Source organism: Cellulomonas sp. (assembly GCF_035634735.1).
Lineage (GTDB): Bacteria > Actinomycetota > Actinomycetes > Actinomycetales > Cellulomonadaceae > Cellulomonas.
Genome location: NZ_DASQCJ010000109.1, coordinates 1 through 25847 on the forward strand (window position 1 = coordinate 1; position 25847 = coordinate 25847).

The window sequence follows — 25847 nt, forward strand, 5'->3', positions numbered from 1 at the left end:
CGGCGGGCCGCGATGCTGGCGGGGGCGAGCGAACCGGTCGCCGAGGCGGCGCTCGCGGCGGCCACCCCCGAGGCGGCGCGGGCCGCCCTGGACGCGTTCGGCCTGGCGGTCGGCCGCCCGGTGCGGCCGATGCTCGCCGCCTCCGCGCCCGACGTCCCCGCGGCGGTCGCCGGCTTCGACGGCCGGGCCGTGGTCGTCGACGCCAAGCTCGACGGCATCCGGATCCAGGTGCACCGCGACGGCGACGACGTGCGCGTCTACACCCGCAGCCTCGACGACATCACCGCACGGGTGCCCGAGGTGGTCGAGGCCGCGCTCGCGCTGCCGGTGCGCTCGGCGGTGCTCGACGGCGAGGCCCTCGCGCTGGACGAGGCCGGCCGGCCGCGCCCGTTCCAGGAGACCGCCGCCCGCAGCGCCACCCGGGACGCCGAGCTCGCCGCGACCACCGCGCTGCACCCGTTCTTCTTCGACGTGCTGCACCGCGACGGCGCCGACCTGCTCGACGCGCCGCTGACCGACCGGCTCGCCGTGCTCGACGCGATCGCCCCGGCCCACGCGGTCGAGCGGGTCGTCACCGCCGACCCGGCGGTCGCCCAGGAGGCGTTCGCGGGCTGGGTCGCGGCCGGGCAGGAGGGCGTGATCGTCAAGGACGCCGCCGCGCCCTACGAGGCCGGCCGCCGCGGCGGCGCCTGGGTCAAGGTCAAGCCGCGGCACACGCTCGACCTGGTGGTGCTGGCCGTCGAGCGCGGCTCCGGCCGCCGGGTCGGCTCGCTGTCGAACATCCACCTCGGCGCGCGGGACGGTGCCGGGGGCTTCGTCATGCTCGGCAAGACGTTCAAGGGCATGACGGACGAGATGCTCGCGTGGCAGACCGCGCGGTTCCGGGAGCTCGAGGTCGCCGACGACGGCTGGACCGTGACGTTGCGGCCGGAGCAGGTGGTGGAGATCGCGTTCGACGGGGTGCAGCGGTCGACCCGGTACCCGGGCGGGCTGGCGCTGCGGTTCGCGCGGGTGCTGCGGTACCGGGCGGACAAGGCGGCTGCGGAGGCCGACACGATCGACACGGTCCGGGCGCTGGCGGAGCGGGCGGGCTGAGGCGGGCGGCTGCGGCGGGGGCCGTCCCGGACCCGGCGGACGCCGGACCCGGATCCGGACCCGGCCGACGTCACCCCCGACCCGGGACCCTGGTCCCTTCCGCACCCCGCCGCCCCGGGCGCCGCACGGCGCCGGACGGGTGGTCCACCCCCAGGTCAGCGCCCCGCGCGGCCCGCCGCGGGAGAGGATGGAGGCGTGGACCACCACCCCCGGTCCACGGGCCGCGAGGACGCGACCGCTCCCTCGCGGCGACCCAGCCGGTGGCGCGACCCGCCACCCCGACCGTGCAGGAGGACCCCGTGCACCCCGACCTGTTCCTCGTCGTGTACCGCCAGCAGGAGCGCGAGCTCGAGCACCGGCTCGAGCACCGGCGCTCGCAGGCCGCCCGGGGCGACGACCCCGACCGCCGGCCCCGGCACCGCAGCCCCCTCGCCGCGCTGACCGCCGCCCGCCGCCGCCACTGACACAGCTGCCGCCCGCCGCGCGCGCCGCTTTCGCCGGCGAGGCCCGCGCCGGCCCGACCCGGCCCGGGCGCCGAGGTCGTCACATCCGCGCGAGGTCGTCACTCGGGAGTGACGACCTCGCCGCGTGGTGACGACCTCACCCGGCCGCTGCGCAGGGCCGCCGCGCCGGTCGACCTCGCCGGTCGCCGCGGCATAGCGGCCCCGGGCATCACCCCAGCGCGGGCAGCACCTGCCCCGGCCCGAGCAGCGCCCGGAACGGGTCGCCCCGCTCCGCCACCCGGTCCAGCACCGTGCGGATCGTGAACGCGTCCGGCCGCAGCCACGGCTCGTCGAGCTCGTCCCAGGTGATCGGCGCCGACACCGGCGCACCGGCGCGCGCCCGCGGGCTGTACGGCGCGACCAGCGTCTTGTTGATCGCGTTCTGGGTGTAGTCGAGCCGCGCCTGCCCGCCGCGCGCCTTGACCTCCCACTTCCAGCTGACCAGGTCCGGCACCACGGCCCCGACGGTCCGGGACACCCGCTCGACCCACGCGCGGGTGTCGTCGAACGACGGGCCGGTCGCGATCGGGACCCAGATCTGGATGCCGCGCTGCCCGGTCACCTTCGGCACCGCCCGCACCCCCAGGTGCTCGAACGCGTCCCGGTGCAGCCGGGCGAGCAGCAGCACGTCCTCCCACGCCGTCGACGGCCCGGGGTCGAGGTCGACCAGCGCGTACGTCGGCCGGCGGGGCGCGTCGGTGCGCGAGGTCCAGGCGTGCCACTCCAGCGCCCCGAAGTTGGCCGCCCAGATCAGCGCCGCCGGCTCGTCGACGACCAGGTAGGTGCGGCTGTCGTCCTCGTCGGCCTCCGGGTTGTCCCAGCGCGGCAGCCAGTCCGGCGCGTGCGTCGGCAGCTCCTTGTGCCAGAACCCGGCCGTGCCCGCGCCCTGCGGGAACCGGTGCATGTTGAGGGCGCGCCCGCGCAGGTACGGCAGCACCACCGGTGCGACCCGCGCGGCGTACCGGAGCAGCTCGCGCTTGGTCACCGGCTCCTCGCCCTCGCGCGCCGGGAACAGCACCTTGTCGAGGTTCGTCACCTTGAGCCGGCGGCCGTGCACGTCCCAGGTGCCGCCGTTCGGGCCCAGGTCGTCGAGCGCCGCGAGCTCGTCGTCGGTCGGCGGCTCCGCCTCCGGCGCCCGCAGGTCCACCGACGCCTCCGCGGCGGGTCGGTCGGACAGCCACAGCCGGTCGGGGTCGGCCTTGACCTCGTCGTTGGTCCGGCCGCTCAGCACCGACGTCGGGTGGTCCTCCGCGTCCCAGCCCTGCACGGCGTGCTCGTCGTGCTTGTGCACGAGGATCCACTGCTCCTTGCCGTCCGCGCCCGGCTCGCCCCGCCGCACCAGCACCAGCCGGCCGCGCAGCCGCTCGCCGAACATGTCCGCGTGCAGCTCGCCCGCGGCGATCGTCGCCGCCGGGTCGTCGGTGCCGTGCGGCTCCCAGGTGCCGCGGTCCCACACGATGACGTCACCGCCGCCGTACTCCCCGGCCGGGATCACTCCCTCGAAGTCCTCGTACTCCAGCGGGTGGTCCTCGACGTGCACGGCCATCCGCCGCGCGTCCGGGTCCAGGGTCGGCCCCCGCGGCACGGCCCAGGACACCAGCACGCCGTCGACCTCGAACCGCACGTCGTAGTGCAGCCGCCGGGCGCGGTGCCGCTGCACGACGAACCGCCGCGGCGCGCCGGGCGGGGTCGGCGCCGGCGTCGCGGCGCCGGCGGGCTCGGCGGTGCGGTCGAAGTCGCGCATCGACCGGTAGGTCTCCAGCCCGCGCGCCGGGGCCGGGTCCTTGCCCGCCGACGTCGCGCGGCGCCGTCGCTCCGGCACGCTCACCACCCCTTCCCCGGCTCGGACGCCCGGGACCAGCGTGGCGGAGACCCGGGCGGTCCGCGCGCTCAGCCCAGCCAGCGGCGGAGCTTCTTCTTCCCCGCCGCGCGGGACACCGCCCGGGCCGCGTGCTCCGTCTCGCGGCCGCGCGCCTCCTCCAGGGCGTGCAGCCGGCCGTACAGGAACGCCACCTCGGTGCTCGGGGCGTGCCGAGCCAGCTCGCGCAGCCGCGCCCGGGCGACGACGGAGTCGTGGTGCTCGCCGAGCACCTCCTGCAGGTCCTCCATCCGGCGCGCGTACCGGGCCGCGTCCTTCCCGAGCACGCCGGCCACCGACTCGCCCGCGTACCGCGCGGCCTTCGCGGCCTTGCGGGCGTCGTGCAGCGCGTCGTCGCGGCGCCGCCCCTCGGGGACCCGGCGGGCGCGGGCCAGCCGGCGGCGCACCTTCCGGTCGCGGCGGGCGACCTGCGCGGGCAGCACCCGGCGCGCGCGGCGCCGGCCCTCGTCGGAGTACCGCGGCTCGGCGGCGAACGCCGCCAGGTCGCGCAGCAGCCGGCGGTACCGGTCCCCGTCGAGCTCGCGGAGCAGCGCGTCGGACGCGTCCCGCGCCGCCTGCCCGAGCTCGGCGTCCGCCGCCACCGCCGCCGCGTGCGTCCCCGACCCGACGGCCTCCTCGGCGCCGGGTCCCTCGACCGCGGACCGCACCCGCTCGCGGAGCACCTCCGCGTCCCGCGCGCGGCCGAGCACGTCCGCCAGCCAGCCGAGCTCGTCCCGCAGGGGGCGCACGACCCCGGGCTCGAACAGCCGGCGGAACGTCCGCAGCGCGTTCCGCACCCGCCGCGCGGCCACGCGCATCTGGTGCACCGCGTCGGGGGCGCCGAGCCGGACGCGCAGGTCCTGCTCGCGCAGCCGGTCCAGCTGGTCGGTGACGTAGCGGACCACGACGTCCCCGGCGGGCGACCCGGGTGTCGGCCGGGGCCGGGCGGGGACGCGGTCCTCGGCCGGGCCCAGCACGCGCTCGAGCTTGGAGCGCTGCTCCGCCGGCACCACGCCCAGCGCGCCGAGCCGCTCCTCGACCGCGTCCAGCAGGTCGCCCGCGCCCTCGACCAGCTCGACCTCCACCTCGCGCCACTCCTCGGGCGCGCCGACCACGTCGCCGGTCGACCCCGACGGCCGGATCCGCCGCGCCGACACCCGGTCGTCGACGAGCTCCAGCAGGACCCGGTCCGTCGCGTCCGCCAGCCGGTGCACCGCGCGGGACGTCCGCACCTCGGCGACGGGCCGCAGCGTCGCGCCGAGCGTGGCCGCGTGCACCAGGGCGCGCAGCGGCGCCGGCACGGTGTGCACGGCCCGCCCGGGCGGCAGCCGCACCTCCGAGCGCTCGTCGGGCCCGGCCGGGACCTTGAGGTGCCAGCCCGCGTCCTCGCCGCCGGTCCGCCGGCGCAGCGTCAGGCCGGCCGCGGCGAGCCGCAGGTCGGCGGTGTCGAAGTACGTGGCCACGAGCTCGACGGCGTCGTCGCTCGCGGCCACCGGGGTCCCGCCGTCGGGCAGCCCGGCGGCGCCGGCCAGCAGCTCGGTGAGCGCCGGCAGCTCGACCTCCGGGCCGGTGGCGTACTTGCGCTCGATCTCGCGGTGCACGTCGGCCATGCGGTCCGTTCTATCCCGGGACGCTCGCGCGGGCGAGCCCGCACGCCGCGATCCGGTGGCGCCCCGCCCCGCGGCCCTTGCCTGCGGCAAACGAGTGAACCGGCTCCGACCCGGGGACCGCACAGCCGATCCTCAGGGAGAGTCCAGCGCAGCAGCATGCCCCGACAGGAGACGAACGTGAGCACCGACGACCCCACCCCCGCCCCGGCCCAGCCCGCCGGGCCGCCCACGACCGGGTTCCCGCCGCCCGGCGGGGCGGCCGCGCCGGCGGCCCCGTACCCGGCCCCGGCGGCCGCCTACCCGGCCCCCGCGGCCGCGTACCCCGCTCCCCCGGCCTACGGTCCGCCTCCCACCGGCCCGTACGGCGCCCCCGGCGGTGGCCCCGGTGCGTCGGTCCCGCCCGGCGCACCCGGCGGCGGCAAGGGCTTCGCGATCACCGCGCTGGTCCTGGCGGTCGTCGCGCTGGTGCTGAGCTGGGTGCCGTTCGTCAACAACCTGGCCGCCGTGCTCGCCGTCGTCGGCGTCGTGTTCGGCGTCGTCGCGATCGTGGGCGCCGTCCGCAGGGGCCGGCCGGGCAAGGCCATGGCGATCAGCGCGATCGCGGTCGCCGTCGTCGCGTTCGTCGTCGTGATCGTCACGCAGATCGCGTACAGCAGCGTGATCGACGACGTGGTGGACGACCTGAACGAGAGCGTCGCGGAGCTCGAGCAGGAGACCCAGGCGGGGCGCGCCGGCGACTCCGAGCCCGCGGCGGAGGAGGAGGCCCCGGCCGCCGCCGCCGCGGCCCAGGACCTGTCGGTGCTCGACGTCGCGTTCGGGCAGAACGAGTACGACCCCACGACCTGGTGGTACGTCGCGGTCGTGGACAACCCGAACCCCGAGCACGTGTTCCCGTTCGCCGGCTTCACGATCGAGGCCGTGGGCGCCGACGGCACGATCCTCGACTCCTCCCCCGACTACGTGGACCTGCTGCCCGGCCAGACGGCCCTGACGGGCGTGTTCTTCTCCGTCGGGGACGCCCCGATCGACCACGTGGAGGTGCGCGGGCCGCAGGCCTCGGAGGCCGTGCACCAGACCGACCTCGGGACGTTCGCGGTGTCCGACGTCGTCGCGACCTCGGACGACTGGTCGACGACGGTCGGCGGGACGCTGACGAGCGCGTTCGTGCAGGACCAGGAGCTGGTCACGGTGGTCGTCGTCGCGACCGCGCCCGACGGCACGGTGCTCGGCGGGCAGCTGACGTACGTCGACCGGCTGCCGGCCGGCGGCCAGGCGCGGTTCGAGGCGCTGTTCACCGAGCCCCTGCCCGCGGGCACGACCTACGCCGCGTTCCCCCACCTCTGATCGCAGCACCGGGGCGGGCGCCGAGCACGACTCGGCGCCCGCCCCGGCCGCCCTACGCTGGCGACGTGGCCGCCACCCGCCTCCGCCGCGTCGCCGTGCTCGTCCTCGAGGGCGCCAAGCCGCTCGACGTCGGCATCCCGGCGCAGGTGTTCACGAACCGGCCGAGCATGCCGTACGAGGTCCGCGTCTGCGGCCCCGCGCCCGGCCTGGTCCGCGGCGGCGACGGGCTGTCGTACCACGTCGCCGACGGCCTGGACGCGCTGGCCTGGGCCGACGTCGTGTTCATCCCCGGGTACCGGCACCCCGACCAGGAGGACCCGCCGGCCGCGGTCGTGGCCGCGCTCCGGGCCGCGCACGCGCGGGGCGCCGACCTCGCCGCGATCTCCACCGGCGCGTTCGCGCTCGCCGCGACGGGCCTGCTCGACGGCCGGCGCGCCACGACGCACTGGCACTACACCCGCGCGTTCGCCGCCCGGTACCCGCGCGTCACCGTCGACGAGAACGTGCTGTTCGTCGACGAGGGCCAGGTGCTCACCTCCGCGGGCGCGGCCTCCGGGATCGACCTGTGCCTGCACCTCATCCGGCGGGACCTCGGCGTCGCGCCGTCGAACCACGCCGCGCGCCGGCTGGTCGCCGCGCCGTACCGGTCCGGGGGCCAGGCGCAGTTCGTGCCGCGCAGCGTCCCGGAGCCGCTGGGCGAGCGGTTCGCGGCGACCCGGGAGTGGGCGCTGCACCGGCTCGGGGAGCCGCTGACGCTGGGCGTCCTCGCGCGGCACGCCGCGGTGTCGCCGCGGACGTTCTCCCGGCGGTTCGTCGAGGACTCCGGCTACACGCCGATGGAGTGGGTGCTGCGGGCGCGGGTGGACGTGGCCCGGGAGCTGCTGGAGCGGTCGCAGCGGTCGGTCGAGCAGGTGGCGGTCGACGTCGGCCTGGGGACCGGCGCGAACCTGCGGCGGCACTTCCAGCGCGTGCTGGGGACGACGCCGAGCGAGTACCGGCGGACGTTCGCCCGCGGCGAGTAGCCCGGCGGGGGCAGCCCGGCCCAGGGCGGCGGCTGGCGAGATCCGTGCGGACCGTGGCGCCCGCGCCGCTGTCCCGGGCGCGCCCGCCCGCCGAGGCTGGTGGCGTCCCGCACAGCGACCCACCGGAGGATCCCCATGACCCGCGTCGCCATCAACGGCTTCGGACGCATCGGCCGCTCCGTCCTGCGCGCCCTCCTCGAGCGCGGCAGCGACCTCGAGGTCGTCGCCGTCAACGACCTCACCGAGCCGGCCGCCCTCGCCCGCCTGCTCGCTTTCGACTCCACCGCGGGCCGGCTCGGCCGCCCCGTGTCCGTCGACGGCGACCACCTGGTCGTCGACGGCCGCCGCGTCGCCGTCCTGGCCGAGCGCGAGCCCGCCCGCCTGCCGTGGGCCGCCCTCGGCGTCGACGTCGTCCTGGAGTCGACCGGGCGGTTCGCGAGCGCCGCCGCCGCCCGCGGCCACCTCGACGCCGGGGCGCGCGCCGTCCTGGTCGGGGCGCCGTCCGACGGCGCGGACGTCACGCTCGCCCACGGCGTCAACACCGAGGCGTACGACCCGGCCGCGCACACGGTCGTGTCCACCGCGTCGTGCACGACGAACGCGCTCGCGCCGCTGGCGCTGGTGCTCGACGACCTCGCCGGCATCGAGCACGCCTTCATGACGACGGTGCACGCCTACACGCAGGAGCAGAACCTGCAGGACGGCCCGCACCGCGACCCCCGCCGCGCACGGGCGGCCGCCGTCAACATCGCGCCGACCACGACCGGCGCGGCCAAGGCGATCGGCCTGGTGCTGCCGCGACTCGACGGCCGGCTGTCCGGCGACTCGATCCGGGTGCCCGTGCCGGTGGGCTCGCTGGTGGAGCTCAACGCGACCGTCGCGCGGGACGTCACGCGCGACGACGTGCTGGCCGCGTACCGCGCCGCGGCGGCCGGGCCGCTCGCGGGGGTGCTGGAGTACTCCGAGGACTTCCTGGTCTCGTCGGACATCGTCGGCAACCCGGCGTCGTCGGTGTTCGACTCGCACCTCACGCGGGTCGACGGGAAGCACGTGAAGGTCGTGGCCTGGTACGACAACGAGTGGGGGTTCTCGAACCGCGTGGTCGACACGCTCGAGCTGATCGGGCTGTCGCAGGGCTGAGGCGCGGCGACGACGACGAAGGCCCGGACCGAGCGGTCCGGGCCTTCGCGCTCCGCTCGCCGAGCGGTCAGCCGACGCCCCGAGCGCCGACCCCTGCCGCCCCGTCGTGCGAGTCGAACGCGCGCGTCCACCCCTCGCGCACCCGCGCCAGAGCCTGCGCGGCCGTGAGCGACAAGCGCGTCTGGTGAGCCAGGTCGTTGCGCCACTGCTTCTCGTCCGGCGGTGTCGTCAGGAGCCAGGCGGCCGGGCGGTGGGCGAACTGCCCGTGGCGCATGAAGAGACGCGCGGCCGCGGCGTCGACGAGACCCCGCTCGGCCAGGTACGCCAGGTCCCACAGATCGCGGCTGTACCGGCGGTCCACCCATGCGGCCAGCTTCGCGGCGGCGAACGCCGGCCCTGTCAGCGTCCGCAGGCGAGCCGCAGGTGCATCGGAGTAGCGCTGCTCGATGTCGCGCACCTCGGTCGGCCACGGGTAGCCCGCTCCGTCGAGGACCTGGACGCGGATCGTCAGACCGCCGGCGGTGAGGATGCTCGTCCCCGCATCGCTGGTGTCGAGCAGCGGCGGATGCCACGTCGGGCGGCCGTGGGTGCGCTGCACGCCCCGACGCACGGCCGGCTCCACGGCCTGCAGCACGTCGCGCCGTGGGCCGCGCGCCAGCAGGTCGATGCCCTCGCTGAGCCGACCGTCGGGGATGTGGGTCCGGGAGAGCGCGGTCCCCCCGAAGAAGGTGAGGTCTTCCGTCGGGACGTGTGCCGCGAGCGCGCCGAGCACGTGGCTGATCAAGTGGTCCCGACGGACCTGGTTGTCGTCGGCACCGAACAGGGCGGCGACACGCGCGTGGTCAGGTCCTGAGAGCGTCACGAGACCAGCCGCTCGGCCCGCTGCAGCGTCGCGACGCCGCGTGATGTCCGCGCCAGGTGGTCGAGCTGGGCCTTGTCCGCTCCGGACCAGAGCGCCCGGACCACCGCCGGTGTCTCCGGGTCGTCCGGGAACAGGCGGACCAGGTCCAGCAGGGTCTGCTCGGCGGTCGTGACGAGCGCCGCCCCCAGGTCCAGCGCGATGCGCTCGGCGTCGAGGACGGACGCGTCCCGCTCCACGAACCGCACCGTCGCCGGGCGGTCCACCATCTGCACGGGACGACGACCGCCGACCGCCACGGCGACCGTCGCCGTGGCGACCGCCCGGGGGAGCGCGCCGAGCACGCGAGCGGCCGACATCCCCATGAGCACGGGATCCGACGGCCCGCCGCGCGCGTGCGCCACCCCCATCGCCGCCGCCTCCAGCGACGGGAGCCACGTGTCCGGGTCGGCGTCGGCCGGCACCTCGCAGTAGTACCCGTGTGCGAGCCGGTGGACCACACCCTCGCGCTCCAGCCGGCGGAGCGCCGCACGCGGGTTGGCATACACACCCTCGAGGTCCGCCGGACGGATCGTCCGCAGGGGCCGGCGGGCGATGAAGCGACGCGCATCGGGCACGACGACCTCCTTGTGCAGACGAACCCTGCATATCGTAACGCCGCGGGATACAGATCGCAGAGTTCTACCTGCGCGCACGAGCCCCTGACCCGCCGCTGCCACGGGGACGCGGAGCCGGGCACGACGAAGGCCCGGACCGAGCGGTCCGGGCCTTCGTCTTCTCGTAGCGGGGACAGGATTTGAACCTGCGACCTCTGGGTTATGAGCCCAGCGAGCTACCGAGCTGCTCCACCCCGCGTCGGTGTCCCCCACCCTACGCGACCCGGGCGCCCGGACCTATTCGGGGGCCCTGGGCACGGACGGGCTAGCCCCGCACGCGCAGGCCGTCGACGAGCAGGCGCACCATCGGGTTCGGCGAGCCGTCCGCCGACAGCGCGCGGTGGCTCAGGTCGCCGATCGCCTGGAGCAGGTCCAGGGCGTCGACGTCGGGCCGGACCTCGCCGCTCGCCACCGCGGCCTCGAGGAGGGAGCGCAGCGCCGGCCCGAGGGTCGCCTCCAGGTAGGCGGGCAGCGCGTCGAAGGCCGGGTCGCCCGAGCGGAGGGCCGCCGCGAGCCCCTGCTTGGTGGCGACGAACCGGGTGAACCGCTCGATCCACCGGTCCAGCGCCTCGCCGGGCGGGAGCCGGCGCCGCAGCTCCTCGGCGGCGGCGGCCGTGGCGTCGATCTCGGTGGTGAACACCGCCGTCACGAGGTCCGCCCGCGTCGGGTAGTGCCGGTAGAGGGTGCCGACGCCGACCCCGGCCTCGGCGGCCACCTCGCGCGCCGGCGCGTCGACCCCCGAGCGCTCGAACACGGTCCGGGCGGCGACGAGCAGGGCGTCGGCGTTCTGCCGGGCGTCGGCGCGCCGGGGCCGGGAGCTGGCGGACGAGGTCATGGCACACCTCACTAGACAAACGGAACAGCGTTCCGTATGGTCGGCGACATCGAAGCGGAACGGTGTTCCGCCGCAAGCATACGGGAGGCACGCATCCAGTACCGCACCCTCGGGCGCACCGGCATCAAGGTGACGCCCTACGCGCTCGGCGCGATGATGCTCGGCTCGCTGGGCAACCCCGACCGCCGGGAGGGCGTCCGGATCGTCCACCGCGCGCTCGACGCCGGGATCAACCTCGTCGACACCGCGGACCGCTACGGCGACTCGGAGGAGGTCGTCGGCGAGGCGCTGCAGGGGCGCCGCGACCAGGTGGTCCTCGCGACGAAGTTCCACGGCCCCGTCGACGACGACGTGAACCACCGCGGCGCCTCGCGGCGCTGGATCGTGCAGGCCGTCGAGCGCTCGCTGCGGAACCTGCGCACCGACTACATCGACCTCTACCAGCTGCACCGCCCCGACCCCGACACCGACGTCGAGGAGACGCTCTCCGCGCTCACCGACCTCGTCCGCCAGGGCAAGGTGCGGGCGATCGGGTCGTCCTCGATGCGCGGCTCCGAGATCGTCGAGGCGCAGTGGGCCGCCGAGCGCCGCGGGTTCGAGCGGTTCCGCACCGAGCAGCCGAACTACTCGATCCTGGACCGCGAGATCGAGCGCGAGATCCTGCCGGTGGCCCAGCGCTACGGGATGGGCACCCTGGTGTACAGCCCGCTCGCCGGCGGCGCCCTCACCGGCCGGTACCGCGCCGGGCAGGCGAACGACACCTTCCGGTCGGGCACCGGGATGCGGCACTTCCGCGACGAGCGGCGCCTGGCCGCCGTGGAGGAGCTCCTCGCCCTGTCGGGCGAGGTCGGGATCCCGCTGCCGCACCTCGCGATGGCGTTCGCGATCGCGCACCCCGGGGTGACGTCCGCGATCATCGGGCCGCGCACCCTGGAGCAGCTCGAGAGCACCCTCGCCGGCGCGGAGGTCGCGCTCTCCGACGAGGTCCTCGACCGGATCGACGCGATCGTGCCGCCGGGCGAGAGCATCGGCGCGATGGACATGGTCTACCGCGGCCCGGAGGTCGCCGACCCGGCCTCGCGGCGCCGTCCGGGCGCCGAGCGCGCGGCCCGCTAGGCCGCTCGAGCGGTCGCCCGCACCCCGCACAGCACGAAGGCCCGGACCGTGTGGTCCGGGCCTTCGTCGCCGATCTGCATCGGCACTGCGTAGCGGGGGCAGGATTTGAACCTGCGACCTCTGGGTTATGAGCCCAGCGAGCTACCGAGCTGCTCCACCCCGCGTCGGTGATCACTACGTTACGCCAGGGTGACGGCCGATCCAAATCCGACCCCCGTGCCCTCGGTCACACCGGCCCGGTGCGCCGGCCGAGTTCGCCGGTTCCGCGCCCCAGACCCCTGCGCAACCGGCGCACTCGCGCGCAACCGGCGGACTCGCGGCCGCAGCCCCCGCACGCGGCGGCGGGCCGGCTCCCCCGCTGGGGAACCGGCCCGCCGCCGTCGTGCGTGCGCCTCGGGGGTCAGCCCCCCGAGCCGCCCAGCTCCGCGTCGGCCGCCGCGGCGTCCTCCAGGGCCTCCTGCAGCCGGGCCTGCGCCTCGCCGTAGGCGGCGAAGTCGCCGTCCGCCAGCGCGGCCTGCCCGTCCTGGTACGCCTGGCTGGCCCGGTCGATCGCCTGCGTCAGCCGGGTCTGGGCGTCGGCAGCGCCGGCCCCCGTGCCACCGGTCGGCGCCGGGGTGGGCGCGGGCGTGGCGGTGCCGTCGCCCGTGTCCCCGGTGTCGCCGCCGGTGTCCCCGGTGTCGGGCGGGGTGATCTCGTTGCCGGCGTCGCCCGCGGACGTGCCGTCGTCGCCGCCGAACACCTGGTCCAGCGCCTCGTCGAGCGTGCTGGCGAACCCGATCTGGTCGCCGAACGCCACGAGCACCCGCTGGAGCAGCGGGAACTGCGTGCCGGTCGCCGCCTGGACGTAGACCGGCTGCACGTACAGCAGGCCGCCGCCGACGGGCAGGGTGAGCAGGTTGCCGCGGATGACCTCGGAGTCGCCGCGCGCGAGGATGTTCAGCTCGTTCGACACGTCCGGGTTGGACGTGAAGTTGTTGTTCATCTGGTTCGGCCCGGGCACCGTGGAGTCGCGTGGCAGCTCCAGGAGCCGGAGCTTGCCGTAGCCCTCCGCGGGCTCGCCCGCCGTGTTCCCGGCCTCCGCGTCGACCGCGAGGTACCCGGTCAGCACGTCACGGGCGTTCCCGCCCGCGGGCACGTACGTCGACATCAGCGAGAACGTCGCCGCGTCCTGCGACGGCATCTCGAGCGTCAGGTAGTACGGCGGCTGCGCGACGTTCTGGCCCGAGGCCGTCGGGTCGTTCGGCGTCCGCCACGCGTCGTTGCCGGAGAAGAACTGGCCCGGGTCGGTCACGTGGTAGGTGCCCAGCAGGGTCCGCTGCACCTTGAACAGGTCCTCGGGGTAGCGGATGTGGCTCATCAGCTCGGAGCTGATCTCCGACACCGGCTGCAGCGAGGTGTCGAACACCTTGCTCCAGGACTGCAGGACCGGGTCGGAGGCGTCCCAGGCGTACAGCGTGACGGTGCCGTCGTAGGCGTCGACCGTGGCCTTCACCGAGTTCCGGATGTAGTTGACCTTCTCGGGCTGGAGGGCCGCGATCGTGGTCGAGGTCTCGGTGAGCGAGTCCACCGTGGCGTCCTCGAGGGACTGCGCCGCGGCGTACGGGTACTGGTTCGACGTCGTGTAGCCGTCGACGATCCACTTGACCCGCCCGTCGACGACGGCGGGGTACACCCGGCCGTCGAGCGTCAGGTACGGCGCGACCTTCTGGACGCGGTCGACCGGGTCGCGGTCGTAGAGGATCTGCGACTCGGGGGTCACGCGCTCGGAGAACAGGATCTGCTCGGAGCCGAACTTGATCGAGTAGAGCAGCTTGCTCCAGAACGTCCCGATCTCCGGGCCGGCCGAGACCTCGCTGGTCGGGAAGGACGTGTTGATCGCGCCGCCGGACTCGTCGTCCGGGTAGTCGAGCTCCCACTCGGAGCCCTCGGGGGCGCCGACGATGGAGTAGTCCGGCGAGCTCTGGCCGAAGTAGATGCGCGGCTCGTACTCGCCCATCTCGCCGGAGGACGGGATGCCGCCCTCCCAGAACTCGGGGGCGCCGCTCGACGTCGTGGTGTTGCCGTAGGCCGCCACCACGCCGAAACCGTGGGTGTACACGGTGGTGTCGTTGGTCCAGTTGCGGCGCTGGGCGTCGAGGCCGTCGAGGTCGACCTCGCGGACCGCGATCACGGTGTCCCGGCTCTCGTCCTCGACGTCGTACCGGTCGACCGACAGGGTGTCGGGGAACGAGTAGAACCCGCGGATCTGCTCGAGCTGGCGGAACGAGTTCGACACGACCTGCGGGTCGAGCAGGCGGATCGACGCCGTGGTCTCGGCGTCCTCGCGCAGCGCGCCCGGCTCGGCGGTCACGCTGGCGTTGTAGTCGGACGTCTCGACGTCCTCCAGGCCGTAGGCCGACAGGGTCGCGTCGATGTTGCGCTGGATGTACGGCGCCTCGGCGTCCTGCTGGTTCGGGTTCACCTGGAACCGCTGGACGACGGCCGGGTAGATCCCGCCGATCGCGACCGCGCAGAGCACCATGACGCCGACGCCGATGGCCGGGATCCGCCACGAGCCGCGCACCGCGGTGACGACGAACATGACCGCCACGAGCAGCGCGACGACGGCGAGGATGCTCTTGGACGGGATGACCGCGTGCACGTCCGTGTAGGACGCGCCCTCGAACCGGTCGCCCTCGCGGGTGAGGATCGAGTAGCGGTCGAGGAAGTAGTTGGCCGCGATGAGGACCATGAGCACCGTGGCGATCACCGACAGGTGCACCCGGGCGGCCTTGGTCATCCGCGGGGTGCCGGCGGAGCCGCCGACGCGGAACCCGCCGTACAGGTAGTGCGTGGCCACGGCCGCGATGCCGGAGAGCACCGTGACGGCCATGAGGAAGCTGACGACGAACCGCATGCCCGGCAGCTGGAACATGTAGAACGACAGGTCCATGTGCCACTGCGGGTCGGTCTGCCCGACCGGCGTGCTGTGCATCCAGAGCTGGATCGCGCTCCACTGCTGCGAGGCGGCGATGCCGGCGAACAGGCCGAGGACCGCGGGGCCCGCGACCAGCACGACGCGGCGCAGCGGCTCGACGGCCTCGCGGTAGGCGTCGAGGCTGGCCTGCTCCTGGTTGGACGGCGCGTACACCGGGCGGGTGCGGTAGCCGATCGCCAGGCTGGCGAACACGGCGCCGCCCATGACGAGCAGGCCGGCGACGAACAGCGCGCCGCGTGTGAGCCACTGGGTCCACAGCACCTGGGAGTAGCCCAGCTGGTCGAACCACAGGACCTCGGTCCAGAACTGGGCGAGGAGCAGGACGGCGACCACGACCAGCGCGAGCACCACGACGGTGATCGCGAGCGGGCTCGGCCGGCGGCGGCCGGCGGCTCCTCTCGGTGGCCGGGGCGGTCGTGGCCCCCGGGGCTGTCGGGCGGACGGGTTGGCGAAGGTCACGGCCTTGAGGTCCTCGTCGTCGGGTACGGGTCGCGCGTGCACGCACCGGGCACACCCGACGCACACACGGGGCACAACGCGCCAGGTGGGACACAGGTTCCCACAGCCCGCGCCCCGCGCACCCGTGCCGGGTACCGGCACGGGTGCGCTGCGTGGGTGCGAGGATGGCGCCCGTGACGCAGACCCCGGACACCCCCGCCAGCACCCCCGCCCAGCGCGCCCTCGCGGCCGCCGTCGTCGAGATCGAGCGGCACGTCGCCACCGGCGGCTGGGACGGTCCCGTGCGGGTGTTCGCGCTGGTCCGGACGCAGGCGGCCCTCGATGCCGAGCCCGCGCTCGCGTCGCAGCTGCCGCCGGACGTGCTCGCCGCCGCGGCCGCCGACCCCGACCACCTGACCTCGGTCGAGCAGGAGGGCCTGCCCGCGAGCGACGACCTGGAGGGCCTGCTGGGCGCGATCGCCTGGCCCGAGGGCGTGGACGGGGCGGCGCTCACGGTCGAGCGGATCGTGCTGCCGCCCGAGGCCGAGGAGGGCCTGCCCGAGGACGCGGACGCCGCGCTCGCCGCGCTGCTCGCGCACCCGCAGCGGCAGGACGTGCGGCTCGCCGTCGGCGTGCTGCGCGGCGGGCCGTCGTGGTGCGCCGTCCGCCAGCGGGCCGACGACCGGGACGACGCCGTGGGTCAGGGCGAGGACGTCGTGCCCGGGCTGGTCGAGGGGCTGCGCGCCACGTTCGCCTGAGCCCCCCGCGGGCTCAGGCCGCGTCCGCCGCCGTGCAGGTCGGCAGGTCGCCCGCCTCGCCGGCGCCGATCGCCTCGACGGCCTCCCGCGCCTCGTGCAGCGTCGCGATCTTCACCACGGTGAGCCCGTCCGGGACGTGGCCGACGACCTCGTCGCAGTTGTCCGCCGGCGCGAGGAACCAGTCCGCCCCGTCCCGGAGCGAGCCGGCCATCTTCTGCCGGATGCCGCCGATCGGGCCGACGGCGCCGTTGAGGTCCATGGTCCCCGTGCCGGCGATCACCTCGCCGTTGGCCTCGTCCTCCGGCGTCAGCTTGTCGATGATCCCGAGCGCGAACATGGTGCCCGCGCTGGAGCCGCCGATCTGGTCGATCTTGATGGCCACGTCCACCGGCGGGTCGAACGTCGGGTCGATGTAGACGCCCAGCTGGCTGCCCGAGCCGTCCTCGCGCGCGCCGGTGACGACGTCGAGGTCGGCCTCCGCTCCGTCGCGCTGCACGCCGAGCGTGACGGTCGTGCCGGGCTCGGTCGCGTCCAGCAGGTCGATCAGCTGGCCGTACGACGTGAGCGCGGTGCCGTCGTACGACAGCAGCACGTCGCCCGGCTCGACGACGCCCTCCGCGCCGGAGCCCTCGACCGCGTCGTGCACGGTGAGCGTGACCGGGACCGTGTACCCGAGCTCCTCGAGCGCGGCGACGGTCGCGTTCTCCTGCGAGGACACCATCTGCGCCTCGTTCTGCTGGTCCAGCTGCTCCTGGGTCGCGTCCTGCGGGAACACCGACTCGACCGGCAGCACCCGCCGGGACGGGCTCAGCCAGCCCTGCAGCACGCCGAGCACGCTCGACGGGTAGCCCGGGCCGCCGGTGGTCGACACGGTGGTGAGCCGCAGCTGCCCCGTCGAGTCGTAGGTCTCGGCGCCGTCGATCGTGATGAGCGCCTGGCCGTCGTGCTCGCCGAGCGTGTCCAGCGTCGGGCCGGGCGAGTTCACCGCGTACGGCACCGGCATCAGCAGCAGCACGACCAGCAGCACCGCGGTGAGCAGCACGCCGCCGGACAGCAGCGCCGCACGCCGGGTCACGGGCGGGGCGGGCTCGCCGGGCTCGCCGGCCGCGGCGGGGTCGACCGGATCGGCCGGCTCGGCCGGCTCGGCGGGCGAGGCGTCGGGGTCCGAGGGGGTTCCGGGCTGGGCGTGCACCGGACGATCATGCCGCACGGACCCGTGCGGGTCGCGTGCGCCCTCAGCGAACCGGGCGTGACGACCGGGTCCCGCCGCGCGGGGGTGTGGTTACGGTGGCACCACGACGAGCCCGGGAGCACCGAGATGACCGACGACCCCACCGCGCGCCAGCCCGGCGAGCCCTCCGACGGCGCCGCCTGGGAGCAGATGCTGCGCCAGATGTTCGGCCCGGGCGCGGACGAGGCGCTGCGCCAGATGCGCGAGCAGGGCCTCGACCCCGCGGAGATGGCCCGCGCGTCCGGCCTGCCCGACGACCCCATGCTGATGAACCAGGTGATCGCCCAGGTCCAGCGGATGCTGGCGTCGAGCGGCGACGGCCCGGTCAACTGGGACGTCGCGCACGACATGGCCCGCCAGGTGGCGGTCACCGGCGGCGACCCGACCCTGAGCCCGGCCGAGCAGCGCCAGGCGACCGAGGCGCTGGGCGTCGCGGAGCTGTGGCTCGACGCGGCCACCGACCTGCCGCCCGCCGGCGGGCACGTCCGCGCCCTGTCCCGCTCCGAGTGGGTCGAGCAGACGCTGCCGACCTGGCGCACCCTGACGGAGCCGGTCGCGACGTCCATGTCGACCGCCCTGGCCGCGACGCTCGCCGACCAGCTGCCCGAGGGCGTCGACCTGCCCGCCGGGCTCGGGGCCGGCGGCCTCGACCCCGCCGCGATGATGCGCCAGCTCGGCGCGCTGGTGTTCGGCATGCAGGTCGGCCAGGCGGCCGGCTCGCTGTCCCGCGAGGTGTTCGGGCTGACCGACACCGGCCTGCCGCTGGTCGCCGAGCCCGCCACCGCGCTCGTGCCCGGGAACGTCGCCGAGTTCGCCGACGGCCTGGAGATCCCGCTGGAGGAGGTGCGGCTGTTCCTCGCGCTCCGCGAGGCGGCGCACGCCCGGCTGTTCACGCACGTCACCTGGCTGCGCGGCCACCTGCTCGCGGCCGTCGACGCCTACGCCCGCGGCATCACCATCGACGTCGAGAGCCTCGAGGAGTCGGTGCGGGCCATCGACCCCACGGACCCGACCGCGCTGCAGGGCGCGCTCTCCTCCGGCGTGTTCGCGCCACAGACGACGCCCGAGCAGCGCGCCGTGCTCGCCCGGCTGGAGACCGCGCTCGCGCTGGTCGAGGGCTGGGTGGACGAGGTCGTCGCGACGGCGGCCCTCCCCCACCTCCCGCACAGCGTCGCGCTGCGCGAGATGATCCGCCGCCGCCGCGCGGCCGGCGGGCCCGCGGAGCAGACGTTCGCGACGCTGGTCGGGCTGGAGCTGCGCCCGCGCCGGTCCCGGGACGCCGCCGCGCTGTGGGCGCGCATCGCCCGCGAGCAGGGGCCGCAGGCGCGCGACGCCGTGTGGGACCACCCCGACCTGCTGCCGACGGCCGAGGACCTGGACGACCCGGCCGGGTACGCCGGGCGCCGGACCGCGGCCGAGGGCGAGCACGCGGACCTGGACCGGGCGCTGGCGGAGATCCTGGGCGACGGCGACGGCGCCGCCGACGGCGACGCCCCGGACGGCGGGTCCGCCGGGGACGGGCCGGCCGAGGGCGGGACCGGGGCCGCCGACGGCGGCGACGAGCCGGCGCGCTGAGCAGCCCGCGCGGGTCCCGGGGCGGTCAGTCCGCCTCGGGGTCGGCCGCGTCCTCCTCGGCGACGGGATCGCCGGCGTCGGCGTCGCCGTCGCCCGGCGCGCGCTCCGCGAACGAGTAGCCCTCGAGGAACCCCCGCGCCCGCTCGGTGCGCGGGTAGGCCTCGAGCTCGGCCCAGAACTCCGGCCCGTGGCCGGCGTGCAGCAGGTGCGCGAGCTCGTGCAGCAGCACGTAGTCCGTGACCCACTGCGGCATGCCGCGCAGCCGGTCGGACAGCCGGATGCTGCCGTCCCCCACGCTGCACGAGCCCCAGCGCCGGCCCTGGTTGCCGGACCACCGGACGCTCGACGGCACGGCGCGCCCGCCGAGGTAGCGCTGGTTCAGCTCCGCGGCGCGGCGCACCAGCTGGTCGTCCGACGGGCGGCGGCGCTGCTCCTGCGTGGCGAGCCGGTCGAGCATGCGGCGCACCCACTCGCGCTCCTGCGCGCGGGTGAACCGCGCCGGGATGGCCACGATCGTCCGGCCGCCCTCGCGGTACGCGGTGACGGTGCGGGACCGGCGGCGGGACCGGCGCACCTCGACCGGGCCGAGCCGGGGGTCGCCGTCGGCGGCGCCGTCGGGCGCGGGGACGGCGGCGGGCCCGCTCGCCGCGCGGGCGTCGGAGGCGGGCCGCGGGGCGGCGGCCGCGGCGGGCGCGGGCGCGGCCGAGCGCACCGGGTCGACCGGCCTCCGGGGGTGCTCCCGCGACGGCTGCACGTCCAGCACCGTAGCGGTTCGGCGCCCTGATCTGGGGCATCTGCCGCACGACGGGCGGGCGGAACCCTCCCGCGACCCCCGCACGGCGTGGATACTGGCCCGGGCGCCGGGACGCGGCGCCGTCGAACCGATCCGAGGAGACAGACATGGCCGAGACCTACGCCGGCGAGTTCTACTGCGTGAAGTGCAAGGAGAAGCGCCAGGCCGAGGGTGAGGTCGTCGTCTCGGAGTCGGGTCGCCGGATGGCCAAGGCCACCTGCCCCGTGTGCAGCACCAAGCTGAACCGGATCCTCGGCAAGGCCTGAGCAGAACCCGACCTGTGGACGACGGCGTCCGCCCCCGCCCGGGGTGCCACGGTGGTGGCACTCGACAGGACGGGGGTGGGGCACCGTGCAGCTCCGGCAGGGACTCCGCGTGCTGCGGCGCGCGACCGACGAGGTCCAGGTGGGCCTCGACCCGCGCTGGGCGGTGCGGGTCGCGGGGCTGAGCCCCGAGCGGGCCGAGCGCCTGCTCCGCACCGGCGACCGCCGCGTCGACGACGCCCTCCCCGCCCCCGCGCTCGACGCGCTCCGCACCGCGGGGCTGCTGCGCCCGGGCCCGGCCCGCGCGCGACGGGTCCGGCCGGACCTGCGGCCCGAGGCGCTGGCGCACGGGCTGGTGCGTGCCGACGGCGACGGCGTCGAGGCCGTGCGGCGGCGCTCCCGCGCGACGGTGGCCGTGCTGGGCCTCGGCCGCGCCGGGTCCGCGGTCGCGACCACGCTCGCGGTCGCGGGCGTCGGGACGCTGCTGCTCGACGACGAGCGCGCGCCCGGGCCCGAGGACGTGGCCGCCGGGCCGGACCGGGCCGCGGCCCTCTCCGGCGTGCTGCGCCGGCTCGCCCCGCGGGCGCGCGTCCGGGTGCCGCGCGGCCCGGGCCGGCTGCTGGCCGACCCGCCGGACGCGGTCGTCACGGTCGCCGCCGACGCGCCGGACCCGGCGACGGCGCTCACGCTGCTGGGCGCGGACCTGCCGCACCTGCCCGTGGTCACGCGGGAGGCGGACGCCCTGGTGGGACCGTTCGTCCGGCCGGCGCGCGCCGGGGAACCGCCGCTGCCCTGCCTGCGCTGCCTGGACCTGCACCGCGCGGCCGCCGACCCGGCGTGGCCCGTGGTGCTCGCGCAGCTGGTCGCGCCGCGGGCGGGCGCCGGCGCGGCCGAGCCGCCGGCAGCGCTGGCCGTGGTGGCCGGCGGGCTCGCCGCGGCGGAGGTGCTGGCGCACCTGGACGGCGGCGCGCCGCGGACGGCGGGCGCGCAGTACGAGATCGCGGTGCCGGCCGTCGCCCCGCGGCTGCGCCGGTGGGCGGCGCACCCCGACTGCGGGTGCGCGGCGCTGGTCGGCTGAGCGACGCTGGCGGGCCGGGCGGCGGGACCGGCCGCCGTCCGGCCCCGGACGTGGGGCGGGCCCGGCCCCGGTCGCTCGGACCGGGCGCCGGGCCCGCGGGTGGTGGTCAGGCCGCCGGGCTGGCGTCCTTGCGCGGCCGGCCGCGGCCGCGCTTGACCGCGACGACCTGGCCGCCGACGAACACCTCGCCGCCCCACACGCCCCAGGGCTCCTGCCGCTCGACGGCGCCGGCGAGGCAGCCCTCGAGCAGCGGGCAGGTGCGGCAGAGCGCCTTGGCCTGCTCGACCTCGGCGGTCCGCTCGGCGAACCAGAGCTCGGGGTCGTTGGACCGGCACGGGATGAGGCCCGCGACCAGGGCGTCGAACTGCGCATCGGTGACGGCGGGCGTCGAGGCGGGCGGCCAGGGACCGGATCCGCCCTGGTTGACCGTGTCGAGCAGCGTCGTGAGCCGCACGATGTCCTCCTGAAATGACTTGCGGGTTGAGCGAGGTGGCGGTGGATCCGCAGCTGCCTCGCCCCCCCCTGCAGGTGCCGGGGAAGACGAAGGCCGCGGAATCCGGTGGACTCCGCGGCCTGGACGGGCTGGTCATCGACTCAGATGACCGGTCCTCCTGGGGCGGAGTCGGAGCGGGACGAGAGATCGCGCGCACGCAGCCGGAGACCGGTGCCGCCGAAGCCACGGATGCCCGTGCCCGGGGCGGCCGGGGACACAGCGGTCCCCTGGTGCTGGCCGGAGGTGGGTGCCTGGAACGGCAGCGCGATCGCGCCGACGCCGAACTCGTCGATCATGTTCTTCACAGCACCACACCTCCTTCTCGTCATCGGGCCGCCGCCGCTTCGCGCAGCACGGCCTTCCAGCAGGACTCGTTCACCGTAGAGGGGCCCTCGCGGGCGGCACAACCGATTTACCGAGAGTTTTTCCGACGAGTTTCTCCCGTCCCCCGATCGGCCGATCAGCCGGCCGCCGCCGCCTCGCCCGTCGCGGGCCTGCGACCTGCCACGATGGCCAGCAGGTCGGGCCCGTACCGGTCGATCTTGGCCGGGCCGATCCCCTGGACCCGCGCCAGCTCCGGGACGCTCGCCGGCCGCAGCTCGGCGATGGCCGACAGCGTCGCGTCGCCGAGCACCGTGTACGCGGGCTTCGACGTCGCCCGCGCCAGGTCGGCCCGCCAGGCGTGCAGGGCGGCCAGCAGCTCGCCGTCGACCTCCCCGGTGAGCCGCGGCACGGCGCGCGGCCGGCCGTCGCCGAACCGGGCGCGCCCCTCCTGCGGCCACAGGCCGTCGAGGAACCGCGAGCGCCGCCGGGTCGCCCGGCCGCCGGGGGTGCGGGACCGGCCGTAGGACAGCTCGAGGTGCTGCCGGGCGCGGGTGATGCCCACGTAGAGCAGCCGGCGCTCCTCCGCGAGGTCGGCGGAGGTGTCGGCCGACGCCCACGGCACCAGGCCCTCGCTCAGCCCGGCGAGGAACACCGCGTCCCACTCCAGGCCCTTGGCGGCGTGCAGGGACGCCAGCGTCACGCCCTCGACGGTCGGGGCGTGCTGGGCGGCGGCGCGCTCGTCCAGGTCCGCGATGAGGTCCTGCACCGTCGCGCGCGTGCCCGCGCGCTCCGCGGCCGCGGCCAGGTCGTCCGCGAGCGTCACGAGCGCGTGCAGCGTGTCCCAGCGCTCGCGCGACGCGCCGCGGGCCGCGGGCGGCTCGTCGGTCCAGCCCGCCGACCGCAGCGCGTCCCGCACGGTCTCGGTCATCGGGACGTCGGCCTCCGCCGCCACCGCGGCGCCGCGCAGCCGCACGATCGCGTCCCGGACCTCCTTGCGCTGGAAGAACCGCTCGCCCCCGCGGAGCACGTAGCCGATCCCCTGGTGCGCGAGCGCCTGCTCGAACGCCTCGGACTGCGCGTTGGTCCGGTACAGCACGGCGATCTCGCTCGGGCGGGTGCCCGCGGCGATCAGCCGGCCGATCCGCGTGGCGACGCCGGCGGCCTCGGCCTCGTCGTCGTCGTAGACCGCGAACCGCACCGGCCCGGCGGACGGGCGCTGCGCGATCAGCTCGAGCGGCTCCCAGCGGGCCGCCCGGTCCTTCGGGGCGCGGCGCAGGACCTCGTTGGCCAGGCCGACGACCTGCGGGTGGACCGGTAGTCCCGCACCAGCCGGACGACCTGCGCCTCCGGGTGCTCGGCGGTGAACCGGGTGAGGTAGTGCGGCGTCGCGCCCGCGAACGAGTAGATGGTCTGGCTCGGGTCGCCGACGACGCACAGCTCGTCCCGGCCGCCGAGCCACTGGTCGAGCAGGAACTTCTGCAGCGGCGAGATGTCCTGGTACTCGTCGACGACGAACCGGCGGTACTGGTGCCGGATCTCGTCCGCGACGGCGCGGTTCTCCACCAGCATCCCCGACAGCAGCCAGAGGATGTCCTCCATGTCCATGACGCCGCGCGCGTCCTTGGCGTCCTCGTACGCGGTGATGAGCCGGGCGACGACGTGGTGGTCGTGGCCGGCGGGCGCGGGGCGGTCCGCGGCCGCCGCGGCGCGCACGTAGTCCTCCGCGGTGATCCGGGAGACCTTGGCCCACTCGATCTCCGACGCGAGGTCGCGGACCGACACCCGGTCGACGGACAGCCCCAGCCGGTGGCAGGCGTCCGCGACGACCGGCGCCTTCTGCGCCAGGACCTGCGGCGAGGGCCCGCCCACGACCTTGGGCCAGAAGTACCGCAGCTGGCGCAGCGCGGCCGAGTGGAACGTGCGCGCCTGCACGCCCGCGACGCCGAGGTCGCGCAGCCGGGTGCGCATCTCCCCCGCCGCGCGTGCGGTGAACGTCACGGCGAGCACGCTGGTCGGCGCGTAGACCCCGGTGCGGACGCCGTAGGCGATCCGGTGGGTGATCGCGCGCGTCTTGCCGGTGCCCGCGCCGGCCAGGACGCACACCGGTCCGGTGAGGGCGCGCGCGACCTCCCGCTGGTCCGGGTCGAGGGCGTCGAGGAGGTCGTCGGCAGGCATCGCGGACGATCCTCGCACCTCCCGCCGACACACCGGGACGGCGGTCCCCAGGGGCCCGGGCGCGCGCTCCCGGACGCGTCCGGGATGATCCTGCGGGCGCCGGGCGTTCAGACCGGTGACGCGACACCGACCATGCGAAGGCAGACGATGACGACCACGCAGGACCTGCCCGCCGAGGGCACCGTGACGATGTACTCGACCACCTGGTGCGGCTACTGCCGCCGGCTCAAGACGCAGCTCGACTCCGCGGGCATCGCGTACACCGAGGTCGACATCGAGCAGCTGCCGGACGCCGCGGCGTTCGTCGAGCAGGTGAACGGCGGCAACCAGACCGTGCCGACCGTGCTGTTCCCGGACGGCTCCGCCGCCACGAACCCGTCGCTGGTGCAGGTCCGCGAGCGCCTCGGCGCCTGACCCGGGGCGCCGCGGCCCGGCCGCATCCCGCGCACCCCGCAGCACCCGGACCCGAGGGCCCGCCCGGCACCGCGCCGCTCAGCGCGTGCCGAGCGGGCCCTCGTCCGCGGGGGCCGGGGCGGCGCGCCGGCCCTGGCGCCGGGTGGCGGGCGGCTGCGCGGCGGGGGCGGGCTCGGGCTCGGCGGCGCGCGGGGCCGCGTCGGCCGGGGCCGGCTCGGCGACCGGCGCGGGTGCGGCGGTCGCGGAGGACCGCGACGGCGCGGCCTGCTCCACCGGCGGCACCGCCCCGCGGCTCCAGCCGTCCCGCAGCGGGTCGGTGGGCAGCGGCCCGCCGAACCAGTCCTCGATGAGCGCCCGGGCGATCGACGTCCCCGGCGGCAGCACCACGGAGCCGCTCTCCACCTCGGCGCGCAGGGTGTCCCGGTCGAACCAGCGCGCGGCGCGCAGCTCGTCGCCGTCGACCGTGATCTCGGTGGACAGCGCCCGGGCGCGGAAGCCCAGCATGAGCGACGCGGGGAACGGCCACGGCTGGCTGCCCCGGTACTCGACCTCGCCGACGACGACGGCGGTCTCCTCGCGCGCCTCCCGGCGGATCGCGTGCTCGACCGACTCCCCCGGCTCCACGAACCCCGCGAGCGTCGAGAACCGGTGCGTCGGCCACGCCGCCGAGTTGGCGAGCAGCAGCCGGTCGTCCTCGTCGACGACCGCCATGATCACCGCGGGGTCCGTCCGCGGGTAGTGGTCCGTGCCGTCGACCGGGCAGCGGCGCACCCAGCCGCTCGACACCGGCTGCGTCTCCGCGCCGCAGCGCGGGCAGCGCGGGTACCGGACGTGCCACTCGTAGAGCGCGACGGCGGCCGTCGCCAGGCCCGCGTCCCGCGCCGACAGCTCGCCGCCGACCTCGCGGAGCGCGGTCCACTCGTCGCCCGCGGGCAGCGCCGCGGCCCCGCCCTCCGGCACGTGGTGCGCCAGGTACGCCGGGCCCTCGGGCCGGGTCTCGCCGGGCGCGACGCCGGGCACCCGGTCCGCGTCGTCGTAGCCGAGGAACGCCCACCGCTCCGCCAGCGACGAGCTCGGCGCCCGCAGCGCCGCCTCCTGCGGGGTGTACAGCGCGAGCGCCGGCCGGCGGCCGCGGCGGCGGGTCACGACCCGGCCGCCGGAGACCAGCAGCACGCGGGTGGAGGCGTCGTCGAGCAGCGCGGGCAGCAGGTTCTCGTCACCGCGGAGGTCCGCGGCCCGGTCCGTGACCGTCCGCGACAGAGGGAGGTCGGAGGCGAACACGTCGCCACC

22 protein-coding genes, 2 tRNA genes and 2 pseudogenes are annotated in these 25847 nt (G+C 76.3%); 11 read left to right on the forward strand and 15 right to left on the reverse strand.

The annotated features are described in order from the left end of the window. A partial coding sequence (locus tag VER05_RS09745; RefSeq protein WP_324845166.1) for an ATP-dependent DNA ligase occupies nucleotides 1–1095 on the forward strand: 1095 nt, incomplete at its 5' end. A 299-nt stretch (nucleotides 1096–1394) separates the two neighbouring features. Further along, nucleotides 1395–1559 carry a hypothetical protein gene (locus VER05_RS09750; RefSeq protein WP_324845167.1) on the forward strand — a complete coding sequence of 55 codons (165 nt, stop codon included), beginning with the start codon at nucleotides 1395–1397 and terminating at the stop codon, nucleotides 1557–1559. A gap of 208 nt (nucleotides 1560–1767) precedes the next feature. Here VER05_RS09750 and ligD read toward each other — a convergent pair whose 3' ends face one another. Further along, nucleotides 1768–3420 (reverse strand): non-homologous end-joining DNA ligase, encoded by a 1653-nt coding sequence (ligD, locus tag VER05_RS09755; RefSeq protein WP_324845168.1) that lies wholly within the window; start codon nucleotides 3418–3420, stop codon nucleotides 1768–1770. 68 nt (nucleotides 3421–3488) lie between these two features. Then, nucleotides 3489–5066: a CYTH and CHAD domain-containing protein gene (locus VER05_RS09760; RefSeq protein WP_324845169.1), complete on the reverse strand. Its 1578-nt coding sequence runs from the start codon at nucleotides 5064–5066 to the stop codon at nucleotides 3489–3491. A 177-nt stretch (nucleotides 5067–5243) separates the two neighbouring features. Here VER05_RS09760 and VER05_RS09765 point away from each other — a divergent pair, with 177 nt between their 5' ends. The 3 genes from VER05_RS09765 to gap all read left to right on the forward strand — a co-directional run bounded on the left by VER05_RS09765 (nucleotide 5244) and on the right by gap (nucleotide 8572). Continuing rightward, nucleotides 5244–6410 (forward strand): hypothetical protein, encoded by a 1167-nt coding sequence (locus VER05_RS09765; RefSeq protein ID WP_324845170.1) that lies wholly within the window; start codon nucleotides 5244–5246, stop codon nucleotides 6408–6410. 65 nt (nucleotides 6411–6475) lie between these two features. Further along, entirely contained in the window at nucleotides 6476–7432 is a 957-nt protein-coding gene (locus VER05_RS09770; RefSeq protein ID WP_324845171.1) for a GlxA family transcriptional regulator, read from the forward strand. 135 nt (nucleotides 7433–7567) lie between these two features. Next, nucleotides 7568–8572, forward strand: coding sequence for a type I glyceraldehyde-3-phosphate dehydrogenase (gene gap, locus VER05_RS09775; RefSeq protein WP_324845172.1), 1005 nt, complete (start codon nucleotides 7568–7570; stop codon nucleotides 8570–8572). A 67-nt stretch (nucleotides 8573–8639) separates the two neighbouring features. Here the strand turns inward: gap and VER05_RS09780 are convergent, their stop codons facing one another. The 5 genes and pseudogenes from VER05_RS09780 to VER05_RS09795 form a co-directional block, all read right to left on the reverse strand. Continuing rightward, entirely contained in the window at nucleotides 8640–9434 is a 795-nt protein-coding gene (locus VER05_RS09780; RefSeq protein WP_324845173.1) for a nucleotidyl transferase AbiEii/AbiGii toxin family protein, read from the reverse strand. Further along, nucleotides 9431–9895, reverse strand: coding sequence for a type IV toxin-antitoxin system AbiEi family antitoxin (locus VER05_RS09785; RefSeq protein ID WP_324845174.1), 465 nt, complete (start codon nucleotides 9893–9895; stop codon nucleotides 9431–9433). The genes VER05_RS09780 and VER05_RS09785 overlap by 4 nt, the downstream gene beginning before the upstream one ends. A 12-nt stretch (nucleotides 9896–9907) precedes the next feature. Continuing rightward, nucleotides 9908–10150, reverse strand: a pseudogene (locus VER05_RS20280) (hypothetical protein); the annotation flags it as partial. Nucleotides 10151–10212: 62 nt separating this feature from the next. Continuing rightward, nucleotides 10213–10286 (reverse strand) — tRNA-Met (locus tag VER05_RS09790). 66 nt (nucleotides 10287–10352) lie between these two features. Continuing rightward, nucleotides 10353–10922 carry a helix-turn-helix domain-containing protein gene (locus VER05_RS09795; RefSeq protein WP_324845175.1) on the reverse strand — a complete coding sequence of 190 codons (570 nt, stop codon included), beginning with the start codon at nucleotides 10920–10922 and terminating at the stop codon, nucleotides 10353–10355. A gap of 93 nt (nucleotides 10923–11015) precedes the next feature. Here VER05_RS09795 and VER05_RS09800 point away from each other — a divergent pair, with 93 nt between their 5' ends. Then, complete coding sequence (locus VER05_RS09800; protein ID WP_324845189.1) at nucleotides 11016–12038, forward strand: aldo/keto reductase; 1023 nt, start codon at nucleotides 11016–11018, stop codon at nucleotides 12036–12038. Nucleotides 12039–12128: 90 nt separating this feature from the next. On the opposite strand, the gene VER05_RS09805 is transcribed toward VER05_RS09800, so the two are convergent. Next, nucleotides 12129–12202 (reverse strand) — tRNA-Met (locus VER05_RS09805). Nucleotides 12203–12438: 236 nt separating this feature from the next. Beyond that, nucleotides 12439–15474 carry a UPF0182 family protein gene (locus VER05_RS09810; RefSeq protein ID WP_324845190.1) on the reverse strand — a complete coding sequence of 1012 codons (3036 nt, stop codon included), beginning with the start codon at nucleotides 15472–15474 and terminating at the stop codon, nucleotides 12439–12441. Nucleotides 15475–15638: 164 nt separating this feature from the next. On the opposite strand from VER05_RS09810, the gene VER05_RS09815 reads away from it, so the two are divergent. After that, nucleotides 15639–16211, forward strand: a complete 573-nt coding sequence (locus VER05_RS09815) for a PPA1309 family protein (RefSeq protein WP_414647600.1) — start codon at nucleotides 15639–15641, stop codon at nucleotides 16209–16211. A gap of 13 nt (nucleotides 16212–16224) precedes the next feature. On the opposite strand, the gene VER05_RS09820 is transcribed toward VER05_RS09815, so the two are convergent. Further along, nucleotides 16225–17403, reverse strand: a complete 1179-nt coding sequence (locus VER05_RS09820; protein ID WP_324845177.1) for a YlbL family protein — start codon at nucleotides 17401–17403, stop codon at nucleotides 16225–16227. 126 nt (nucleotides 17404–17529) lie between these two features. Here VER05_RS09820 and VER05_RS09825 point away from each other — a divergent pair, with 126 nt between their 5' ends. Next, nucleotides 17530–19017, forward strand: coding sequence for a zinc-dependent metalloprotease (locus VER05_RS09825; RefSeq protein WP_324845178.1), 1488 nt, complete (start codon nucleotides 17530–17532; stop codon nucleotides 19015–19017). 25 nt (nucleotides 19018–19042) lie between these two features. Here the strand turns inward: VER05_RS09825 and VER05_RS09830 are convergent, their stop codons facing one another. Further along, complete coding sequence (locus VER05_RS09830; protein WP_324845191.1) at nucleotides 19043–19591, reverse strand: M48 family metallopeptidase; 549 nt, start codon at nucleotides 19589–19591, stop codon at nucleotides 19043–19045. A gap of 326 nt (nucleotides 19592–19917) precedes the next feature. Between VER05_RS09830 and VER05_RS09835 the strand changes: the two genes are divergently transcribed. Together VER05_RS09835 and VER05_RS09840 are read left to right on the forward strand one after the other, a co-directional pair. Beyond that, the gene (locus VER05_RS09835) at nucleotides 19918–20076 is read left to right on the forward strand and encodes a DUF5679 domain-containing protein (RefSeq protein WP_147794224.1); all 159 of its coding nucleotides are present in this window, start codon (nucleotides 19918–19920) and stop codon (nucleotides 20074–20076) included. Nucleotides 20077–20161: 85 nt separating this feature from the next. Continuing rightward, nucleotides 20162–21151: a thiamine biosynthesis protein ThiF gene (locus tag VER05_RS09840; RefSeq protein WP_324845179.1), complete on the forward strand. Its 990-nt coding sequence runs from the start codon at nucleotides 20162–20164 to the stop codon at nucleotides 21149–21151. 106 nt (nucleotides 21152–21257) lie between these two features. On the opposite strand, the gene VER05_RS09845 is transcribed toward VER05_RS09840, so the two are convergent. The 3 genes and pseudogenes from VER05_RS09845 to VER05_RS09855 all read right to left on the reverse strand — a co-directional run bounded on the left by VER05_RS09845 (nucleotide 21258) and on the right by VER05_RS09855 (nucleotide 24143). Further along, a complete protein-coding gene (locus VER05_RS09845; protein WP_324845180.1) occupies nucleotides 21258–21605 on the reverse strand; it encodes a WhiB family transcriptional regulator in 348 nt (115 codons plus the stop codon). A gap of 140 nt (nucleotides 21606–21745) precedes the next feature. Beyond that, nucleotides 21746–21949 carry a hypothetical protein gene (locus tag VER05_RS09850; RefSeq protein WP_324845181.1) on the reverse strand — a complete coding sequence of 68 codons (204 nt, stop codon included), beginning with the start codon at nucleotides 21947–21949 and terminating at the stop codon, nucleotides 21746–21748. A 155-nt stretch (nucleotides 21950–22104) separates the two neighbouring features. Next, nucleotides 22105–24143 (reverse strand): annotated as a pseudogene (locus tag VER05_RS09855) (ATP-dependent helicase). A gap of 147 nt (nucleotides 24144–24290) precedes the next feature. Here VER05_RS09855 and VER05_RS09860 point away from each other — a divergent pair. Then, nucleotides 24291–24557 (forward strand): mycoredoxin, encoded by a 267-nt coding sequence (locus tag VER05_RS09860; protein WP_217616882.1) that lies wholly within the window; start codon nucleotides 24291–24293, stop codon nucleotides 24555–24557. 78 nt (nucleotides 24558–24635) lie between these two features. On the opposite strand, the gene nudC is transcribed toward VER05_RS09860, so the two are convergent. Next, nucleotides 24636–25838: an NAD(+) diphosphatase gene (nudC, locus tag VER05_RS09865; RefSeq protein ID WP_324845182.1), complete on the reverse strand. Its 1203-nt coding sequence runs from the start codon at nucleotides 25836–25838 to the stop codon at nucleotides 24636–24638. Nucleotides 25839–25847 lie beyond the last annotated feature (9 nt).

Coding starts and splice junctions, on each gene's coding strand:
- gap (WP_324845172.1), top strand. CDS start 7,568: ATGACCCGCGTCGCCATCAACGGCTTCGGACGCATCGGCCGCTCCGTC.
- VER05_RS09860 (WP_217616882.1), top strand. CDS start 24,291: ATGACGACCACGCAGGACCTGCCCGCCGAGGGCACCGTGACGATGTAC.
- VER05_RS09795 (WP_324845175.1), bottom strand. CDS start 10,922: ATGACCTCGTCCGCCAGCTCCCGGCCCCGGCGCGCCGACGCCCGGCAG.
- VER05_RS09815 (WP_414647600.1), top strand. CDS start 15,639: ATGGCGCCCGTGACGCAGACCCCGGACACCCCCGCCAGCACCCCCGCC.
- VER05_RS09760 (WP_324845169.1), bottom strand. CDS start 5,066: ATGGCCGACGTGCACCGCGAGATCGAGCGCAAGTACGCCACCGGCCCG.
- VER05_RS09825 (WP_324845178.1), top strand. CDS start 17,530: ATGACCGACGACCCCACCGCGCGCCAGCCCGGCGAGCCCTCCGACGGC.
- VER05_RS09835 (WP_147794224.1), top strand. CDS start 19,918: ATGGCCGAGACCTACGCCGGCGAGTTCTACTGCGTGAAGTGCAAGGAG.